This window comes from Streptomyces boluensis, assembly GCF_009908195.1.
Classification (GTDB): domain Bacteria; phylum Actinomycetota; class Actinomycetes; order Streptomycetales; family Streptomycetaceae; genus Streptomyces; species Streptomyces boluensis.
In genome coordinates this window covers 26,987-35,768 of the sequence record NZ_JAAAHS010000030.1, presented here as the reverse complement: position 1 = coordinate 35,768, position 8,782 = coordinate 26,987, and the positions used below count along the sequence as shown (strand labels likewise).

General features: G+C 71.8%; 5 protein-coding genes, 1 pseudogene and 1 riboswitch. Of the genes and pseudogenes, 1 reads left to right on the top strand and 5 read right to left on the bottom strand.

The annotated features are described in order from the left end of the window. A pseudogene (locus tag GUY60_RS06845) lies at window positions 1–2,586 on the bottom strand (bifunctional acetate--CoA ligase family protein/GNAT family N-acetyltransferase); the annotation flags it as partial. A 283-nt stretch (window positions 2,587–2,869) separates the two neighbouring features. Between GUY60_RS06845 and GUY60_RS06840 the strand changes: the two are divergent. Next, window positions 2,870–3,151 carry an HPr family phosphocarrier protein gene (locus GUY60_RS06840; RefSeq protein ID WP_161694844.1) on the top strand — a complete coding sequence of 94 codons (282 nt, stop codon included), beginning with the start codon at window positions 2,870–2,872 and terminating at the stop codon, window positions 3,149–3,151. A 276-nt stretch (window positions 3,152–3,427) separates the two neighbouring features. Here GUY60_RS06840 and GUY60_RS06835 read toward each other — a convergent pair whose 3' ends face one another. From GUY60_RS06835 to GUY60_RS06820, 4 genes are all read right to left on the bottom strand, one after another. Beyond that, complete coding sequence (locus tag GUY60_RS06835; RefSeq protein ID WP_161694842.1) at window positions 3,428–4,132, bottom strand: GntR family transcriptional regulator; 705 nt, start codon at window positions 4,130–4,132, stop codon at window positions 3,428–3,430. Window positions 4,133–4,451: 319 nt separating this feature from the next. Further along, complete coding sequence (locus GUY60_RS06830; protein ID WP_161694840.1) at window positions 4,452–5,252, bottom strand: M23 family metallopeptidase; 801 nt, start codon at window positions 5,250–5,252, stop codon at window positions 4,452–4,454. Window positions 5,253–5,265: 13 nt separating this feature from the next. After that, window positions 5,266–5,428, bottom strand: a riboswitch (cyclic di-AMP (ydaO/yuaA leader). Between the two features lie 271 nt (window positions 5,429–5,699). Continuing rightward, entirely contained in the window at window positions 5,700–7,067 is a 1,368-nt protein-coding gene (locus GUY60_RS06825) for a M16 family metallopeptidase (protein ID WP_161694852.1), read from the bottom strand. A gap of 17 nt (window positions 7,068–7,084) precedes the next feature. Next, a complete protein-coding gene (locus GUY60_RS06820) occupies window positions 7,085–8,464 on the bottom strand; it encodes a M16 family metallopeptidase (protein WP_187369953.1) in 1,380 nt (459 codons plus the stop codon). Window positions 8,465–8,782 lie beyond the last annotated feature (318 nt).

Here is an 8,782-nt window from a genome sequence, read left to right as displayed (position 1 = left end):
GACGGGGGAGGGTGCGCGGGCCGATGTCGGTGCGGGCGGGTGGCGGGGCCAGGCGGACGGCGGCGCTCAGCACCGATACGCCATGCTGTCCGACGATCACGGGTTCGAGCGCGACCGAGACGACCTCGGGGTGATCGTCGACGAGGCGCGAGACGCGTAGCAGCACGTCCTCCAGGGAGGCGGTGTCCACCGGCGAGGAGCCGCGCCAGCCGAAGAGGAGCGGTGCGGTCCTGATCGATCTGATGACGGAGGCGGCGTCCCGGTCGGTCACCGGGACGAGCCGGTGCGCGGTGTCGCCGAGCAGTTCGGAGGGCGCTCCGGCGAGGCCGAAGGAGAGGACCGCGCCTGCCGCCGGGTCGATGGTGGCGCGTACGACGGTGTCCACGCCGCGCGGCACCATCGACTGCACGACCGGCCGCAGCTCGGCGGGCTTGCCGAGGTTCTCGGTCAACTCGGCGTAGGCGGCGCGCAGTTGCTCCTCCCCCGCCAGGTCGAGGCGGACCCCGCCCAGGTCGGCGCGGTGGCGCAGGTGCGGTGCGGTGGTCTTCAGGGCGACCGGGTACCCGAGCTCGCGGGCGGCCCGCACGGCGGCGTCCGGGTCGGGCGCGGGCAGCGTGCGGTGGACGCGGATGCCGTACCGCCGCAGCAGTTCGTGCGCGTCGTCGGGGGCGAGGTCGAAGCCGCGCTCGGTGTCGGCGGCCCGTCGGGGGCCTGGGCCCGTACGGAAGGTGCCGTGCGGGATGCCGCCGAGAGCGCCTCCGCCAGTTCGCCCAGCTCGACCACGACCACGGCGACGGGTTTCGCGGGTCCGTTCGCGACCGCTTCGCGCAGCGCGTCGGCGAGCGCCGACGGGGACTGGGGTGCGCCGTCGCCGCCCACCCAGGGGATCGCGGTGACCACGACCGCGTCGCAGCCCTCGTCGTCGAGCGCGGCGCCGAGCGCTCCGCGGAAGTCGTCCGGGGTGGCCATGGTGGTCAGGTCGACCGGGCGCTGCGGCCGCAGGCCCTCCGCGAGGCAGGCGTCGTACGTGAGGACGCCGACCGACTCGGAGTTGCCGAGGATCGCCACGCGCGGCCCGGCGGGCAGCGGCTGTCCGGCGAGCAGCAGCCCCGCGTCGACCAGTTCGGTGACGGTGTCGACGCGGATCACCCCGGCCTGGCGCAGCAGCGCGGAGACCGTCTCGTGCGGGATCCGGGTCGCGGGCACGGCATGCCCGATCGGGGCGCCGGAGTGCCGGGCGCCCTTGACCACGACGACCGGCTTGACGGCGGCGGTGCGGCGGGCGAGGCGGGTGAACTTCCGTGGGTTGCCGATGGATTCGAGGTACATGAGGGCGACGTCGGTGTCCGGGTCGTCGTACCAGTACTGCAGGACGTCGTTCCCCGACACGTCCGCGCGGTTGCCCGCGCTGACGAAGGTCGACAGGCCCGTGCGGCGCCGGTGGAGTCCGGCGAGCAGGGCGATGCCGATGGCGCCGGACTGGGTGAACAGGCCGACCCGTCCGGCCGCGGGCAGGGTCGGGGCGAGCGAGGCGTTGAGCCGGGTGCCCGGTGCGGTGTTGATGACGCCGAAGGCGTTGGGCCCGATGATCCGCATGCCGTACGAACGGGCCTGGCGCACCAACTCCCGCTGCCGGGCCAGCCCTTCGTCCCCCGATTCGGCGTACCCGGCGGAGAGTACGACCAGGCCCCGCACGCCGTGCTCGCCGCACTCGGCGACGACCTCAGGGACGTGCTCCGCGGGCACCGCGACGACCGCGAGGTCGACCGGCTCGTCGATCTCGCGCACGGAACGGTGTGCGGGCACCCCGTCGACCTCGGTCTGCTCCGGGCCGAAGGCGCTGTTCACCGCGTACGCCCGGCCGGTGAAGCCGGAGTGCACGAGGCTGTGCAGGACGGTCCGGCCGATGCCGCCGGGGCGGCGTCCGGTGCCGATGACGGCGACCGATCCCGGGGTGAGCAGCCGCTGCACGGAGCGCGACTCGGCGCGCTGCTCGCGGCCGCGCTGCACGGCGAGGGAGGCCTCAGTCGGTTCGAGGTCGAACTCCAGGCGGACGACGCCGTCCTCGAAGCTGCGCTTCTGTTCGTACCCGGCGTCCCGGAAGACCTTGATCATTTTGTTGTTGGCGGGCAGCACCTCGGCGGCGAAGCGGCGGATCCCGCGCTCGCGGGCGACCGCCGCGATGTGTTCGAGCAGCGCCGAGGCGACACCGCGGCCCTGGTGGGCGTCCTGCACGAGGAAGGCGACCTCGGCCTCGTCGGCGGGCGCCGAGGCGGGGCGCCCGTCGGCGTCGATGCGGTCGAACCGGACCGTCGCGATGAACTCGCCGCCGACGGTGACCGCGAGGCCGACCCGGTCCACGTAGTCGTGGTGGGTGAAGCGGTGCACGTCCTTGTCGGACAGGCGGGGGTAGGGCGCGAAGAAGCGGTAGTACTTCGACTCGTCGGAGACCTGCTCATAGAAGCTGACCAGGCGGTCGGCGTCCTCGGTCGTGATGGGCCTGATCCGCGCGGTGCCGCCGTCGCGCAGCACCACGTCGGCCTCCCAGTGGGCGGGGTAGGCCGCATCTTCCGCGGGGGTCTGCATGCGGCCCAGAGTACGGGGAACGAGCGTCTTGGACAGGGCCTGTGGACAACCTTCGGCAGGGCCGGTGGACGTCCTTCGGCAGGGCCCGTGGACAAGGGCGGAACGCGCGCCTCCACCCGTCATCTCACCCACCGAGTACGGGTAGCGTCGCCGCCGCACGCGTAGCAAGGTGGGGGGCCGAAGGGCGCTGCGGCCGAGGACGAACGGCTCGCCGGAGCACCCGCCTCGGTGTGAGACAGTGGTCTAGACAACAGCTTGAGTGGAAACCGAAGGGCAGCATCACATGGCTGAGCGCCGCGTCAACGTCGGCTGGGCCGAGGGCCTTCACGCCCGTCCCGCCTCCATCTTCGTCCGCGCGGCCACCGCCGCGGGCGTCCCCGTGACGATCGCCAAGGCTGACGGCAACCCGGTCAACGCCGCCTCCATGCTCGCGGTGCTCGGCCTGGGCGCTCAGGGCGGCGAGGAGATCGTGCTCGCGTCCGAGGCCGACGGCGCGGACACCGCCCTCGACCGGCTGGCGAAGCTGGTCGCCGACGGTCTCGAGGAGCTCCCCGAGACCGTCTGAGCTCCGGCTCCCGCCTGACCCGGTCAGGCGCACCACCGCTGCGATGCCCCGCAGGCCCCCCGGCCTGCGGGGCATCCGTCTTTTCGCACGCGTCGAGGATCCGGTGCGCGGATTCGGTACGAGGATTCAGTGCGCGGATTTTTACGAGCGGCCACCCTTCGGCGCCACGCACGCGAAATTCATCTCCGGGAATTACGTCCGCCGGTCCGGACTTCCGGAAATTGGGCAGCGGAATTCCACCGCCCCACCGAATACCCTCTTTGTATACGGCCTCTGTTAATTACGGCCGCGCGCCATGTTTACGGAATGTTGCGAACTCCTCACCGCGATCACCCGGCCCGCCCGGTCACCGTCCCCGGGAAAGCGGAGGCGATGGTCGGCCGTCGAGCGTTCGGCGTGCTGCGCGGTGAGCGAGCGGGCGCGCTCGGCGTCGCCGCGCGCCACCGCGTCGACGATCGCGCCGTGTTCGGCCCAGTGCTCGACGGGCCTGGCCGCCGGCTCGACCGCGTACATCCAGGCGATCTTGTGGCGCAGCTGGGTCAGCAGGGCGGTCAGGCCCGCGCTGCCCGAGGCCTGCGCGAGCGTCTCGTGGAACCAGCCGCCCAAGGAGCGCAGGTCGTCGCTGTGTCCCGTACGGGCGCGCTCCTGGCCGAGCCGAACCAGGCCTCGCAGCACCTTGAGGTGAGCCTCGGTGCGGCGCTGCGCCGCACGGGCCGCGCCGAGCGGTTCGAGCAGCAGCCGGACCTCCAGGAGGTCGGCGGCCTCCTGCGCCGTGGGCTCCGCCACGCACGCGCCCGCGTGGCGTCGGGTACTGACGAAGCCCTCGGCCTCCAGGGTGCGCAGGGCCTCGCGGACCGGGACCCGGGAGACTCCGTACCGCCGCGCGAGGACCTCTTCCGTGAGGCGGCTGCCGCGCCCGAAGACACCGGCGACGATGTCGTCCCGGATCGCCGTGCATACCGTGTGCGCCGGAATGCGCATGACCGACCTCCACCATTTGAATATGCACCGCATCGCCGGGAACGCGGTCTCGCTCGCGCTTCTCTCACTACGCTCGCTCAGCGACTCTATTGCAGCACACGCGAATTTCCGATGGATGGCGGGAATCCATGGATATCTTCTGGCCGATTCCGTTCCCGATGCGGATGCCGATGCCGATCTCGGCACCGATGCCGAACTCGGTGTCGATGCCGAACTCGGTGTCGATGCCGGTCTCGGTGCCGACGCCGGTCTCGGTGCCGGGAACGCCGAAGGCCCCGGCAGGTGCCGGGGCCTTCGGGAAGCGGGTGCGACGGTCGCGTCAGACGTTCACGCCGTGGCCGCGCAGGTACGCGACGGGGTCGATGTCCGAGCCGTAGTCGGGGGACGTACGGGCCTCGAAGTGCAGGTGCGGGCCCGTGGAGTTGCCGGTCGAGCCGGACAGGCCTATCTGCTGGCCCGGCGTGACGGACTGGCCGACGGTGACGCCGATGGACGAGAGGTGGCCGTACTGGGTGTACGTGCCGTCGTTCATCTTGATCACGATGTTGTTGCCGTACGCGCCGCCCCAGCCGGCCTCGACGACCGTGCCGGAGCCGACCGCGTGCACGGCGGTGCCGGAGGCGGCGTGGAAGTCGACGCCGCTGTGGCTGCCGGAGGACCAGAGCGAGCCGCCGGTGTTGTAGCCGGTGGAGACGTACGAGCCGGGGATCGGCAGCTGGAAGCTGTTGAGGCGCTTGCGCTCGGCCTCGCGGGCCGCGCGCTCCTTGGCCTCGCGCTCCTTCTTGGCCTTCTCCTCAGCCTTCTTCTTGGCCTCGGCGGCCTTGCGCTTGGCCTCGGCCTCGGCCTTCTCCTCGGCCTTCTTCTTGGCGGCGGCCTGCTCGGCGGCCGCCTGCTGCGCCTCGGCCTGGGCGTCGATCTGGTCGGCGAGCGAGTCGCCGACGGAGACGGCCTGGGTGAGGCCGGTGTCCTCGGGTGAGGTGGTCTCCGCGGCGAGCGCGGGCGAGGCGAGGGTGCCGATGACGCCGGTCGTCGCGAGGGCGGCTACGCCCGCGATGTTGGCGCTCTTGCGCGTCAGACGACTGGGACGGCGATGCTTCCCGGTGGCACGGGCGAAGGCCATGAAGTGGCGGTGTCCTTTCCTTCCCTCTCGCCTACCGGGTTAGCTGACGGGTTCGGAGCAGGAAGGTCTCCTACGGGCCCCCTCCGTTACGGAGGGCGTCCGATTCACCCCAGGGACTGCGTGTGGGTCCCCGGCTCCCCTGGCTCGCGCCGTGGGGGACTCGGCGATGACTGTTCGTTGCCGCGGGCGCGGCGCATAGCTGGCGAACAGCCGGACCGACGCTAAACGGGACATTGTTCAATCAACAAACGGATCACGGGGTTTGTAGCGCACGCCACAGCCCAGATCCCCAACCTCTCTGAAATTTCACCCTCAAACGGACATCGACTGATTTGCCCGGAACGACGGGACCCCGGCGGCGCACCAGCGCCACCGGGGTCCCGGAGTTCCTCACCGCGTCACCGCGTCACCACGTCACCGCGTCACCACGTCACCGCGGCGGCCCGACTAGGCGGTGACAACCGTCACTTCGCCGATGCCGAGCGCCTTGACGGGCTCGGCGATCTCCGCCGCGTCGCCCACCAGGACCGTGACGAGGCGGTCCTGCGGGAAGGCGCTCACGGCGGCCGCGGTGGCCTCCACAGTGCCGGTCTCGGCCAGGCGCTTGTACAACTCCCCCTGGAAGTCGTCCGGCAGGTGCTGCTCGACCTGGTCGGCGAGGGTGCCCGCGACGGCGGCGGCCGTCTCGTAGCGCAGCGGGGCCACACCCACGAGGTTCTGCACGGCGACATCGCGCTCGGGGTCCGTGAGGCCCTCCGCGGCGAGGGTCCGCAGCACCGTCCACAGGTCGTCAAGTGCCGGACCGGTGTTGGGGGTGTCGACCGAGCCGCTGATGGCGAGCATGGACGCGCCGCTGCCGTCCGCCGAGGACCGCAGCACCTGCGCGAAGGACCGCACGCCGTACGTGTAGCCCTTCTCCTCGCGCAGGACCCGGTCCAGACGGGACGTCAGAGTGCCGCCCAGGCAGTAGCTGCCGAGCACCTGGGCCGGCCAGACCCGGTCGTGCCGGTCGGGCCCGACGCGGCCGATGAGCAGCTGCGTCTGCACGGCACCGGGGCGGTCGACGATGACGACACGGCCGGTGTCGTCGGCGGTGATCGGCGCGGCCGGGCGGGGCTGCGCGGTGTCGCCGGTCCACTCGCCCAGGGTGTCGGCGAGCAGCGCATCCACGTCCGTGCCGTCCAGGTCACCGACGATCACGACGGTCGCGGTGGCGGGGCGCACATGCGCGTCGTAGAACGCGCGCACCGCCGTGGAGTCGATGCGCTCCACGGTGTCCTCGGTGCCCTGGCGCGGGCGCGACATGCGCACGTCGGCCGGGAACAGCTGCCGGGAGAGCTCCTTGGCCGCACGGCGGGCCGGGTTGGCCATCTCGTGCGGGATCTCGTCCAGGCGGTTGCGTACGAGCCGCTTGATCTCGCTGTCGTCGAAGGCCGGGGCGCGCAGCGCGTCGGCGAGCAGCGCGAGGCCCTTCGGCAGCCGGGAGACCGGCACTTCGAGGGCCACGCGGACGCCCGGGTGGTCGGCGTGCGCGTCCAACGTGGCGCCGCAGCGCTCCAGTTCAGCCGCGAACTCCTCGGCGGAGTGCTTGTCGGTGCCCTCCGTGAAGGCCCGCGCCATGATCGTGGCGACGCCGTCGAGGCCCTCGGGCTCGGCGTCAAGGGGCGCCTCGAGGTTGATCTCCACGGCGACGATCTGCTGGCCCGGGCGGTGGCAGCGGAGCACCGTCAGGCCGTTGGGCAGGGTGCCGCGGTCCGGGGCGGGGAACGCCCAGGGCTTGGCGTCGCCCGCCTGCGGCTGGGGGTGGAACTCCATGGTGGCGAGCTGCTCGGTCACTTCGCCGCCTCCTCTTCCTGAACTTCGATCTCGGCGGCCTCGTGCACATCGATCTCCGGGGCGTCCGGCGCCTCTTCCGGGGCGATCGGCTCGTAGACCAGCACCGCGCGGTTGTCGGGGCGCAGTCGGGCCTTGGCGACCTCCTTGACCTCGTCCGCGGTGACGGCGAGGACCCGGCCGACGGCGCTCAGGGCGAGCTGCGGGTCACCGAACAGGACGGCGTACTTGCACAGTTCGTCCGCACGCCCCGCGACCGTGCCGAGGCGGTCGAGCCACTCGCGCTCCAACTGGGCCTGGGCGCGCTCCATTTCCTCGTCCGTGGGGCCCTCCTCGGCGAACCGGGCGAGCTCCTCGTCGACGGCGGCCTCGATGGTGGGCACCTCGGCGTCGTGCGAGGTCTTCACGTCGAGCCAGCCGATCGACGGCGCCCCGGCGAGGCGCAGCAGCCCGAACCCGGCCGCGACAGCCGTACGGTCGCGGCGCACCAGGCGGTTGTAGAGCCGCGAGGACTCGCCGCCGCCGAGGATGGTCAGGGCCACGTCGGCCGCGTCGCACGCGCGCGTGCCGTCCTGCGGAAGGCGGTACCCGGCCATCAGCGCGCGCGACGGCACCTCGGCCTCGACGAGCTCGCGCAGCTCCTCGCCGATGATGTCGGGCAGCGTGCCGTCACGCGGGGGCTGCTTGCCGTCGTGCCCGGGGATGGAGCCGAAGTACTTCTCGATCCAGGCGAGGGTCTGCTCGGGGTCGATGTCGCCGACGACCGAGATGACCGCGTTGTTCGGCGCGTAGTACGTACGGAAGAAGGCGCGGGCGTCTTCCAGGGTGGCCGCGTCCAGGTCCGCCATGGAGCCGATCGGCGTGTGGTGGTACGGGTGGCCCTCCGGGTACGCGAGCGCGAACAGCCGCTCGAAGGCGGTGCCGTAGGGGACGTTGTCGTAGCGCTGGCGGCGTTCGTTCTTGACGACGTTGCGCTGGTTCTCCATCGACTCGTCGTCGAGGGCCGTGAGCAGCGAGCCCATACGGTCCGCCTCCAGCCAGAGGGCGAGCTCCAGCTGGTGGGTGGGCATCGTCTCGAAGTAGTTGGTCCGCTCGAAGCTGGTGGTGCCGTTGAGCGAGCCACCCGCTCCCTGCACCAGCTCGAAGTGGCCGTTGTCCTTGACCTGGGCGGAGCCCTGGAACATCAGGTGCTCGAAGAGGTGGGCCAGACCCGTGCGGCCCTCGACCTCGTGCCGCGAGCCGACGTCGTACCAGAGGCAGACCGCGGCGACCGGGGTCAGGTGGTCCTCCGAGAGCACCACGCGCAGGCCGTTGGCGAGGCGGTGCTCGGTCGCTGTCAGGCCGCCGGAGCCGGCCTCGGCCGTGGCCGTGTGACCCATGGGCATGTAAGTCCCTTCGATCGCGAGATGTCGTGCTGGGATGACCTGTCGTCGGCGTGCGGTGACGTGCCGGATGACGGTCGTCGACGCGGTCGCCGAGGCAGCCCTGTCACTGTATGCAAGCGCGCGGACATCTGGCGAAGTTCCCGGCACGGCCAAACCCACCCGATCTCGTGGTGCCGCAACGGTCACAACGGGGCGTTCCGGTACGCGGAGTTCGCTGAGGGCGATCCTGGATACGTGCCCCTGAAGGCCGATCGGACGGGTCGCGGTCCGCGTTGTCAGTGGCGCGGTCCACAATGGTCCGCGTCAGAACTG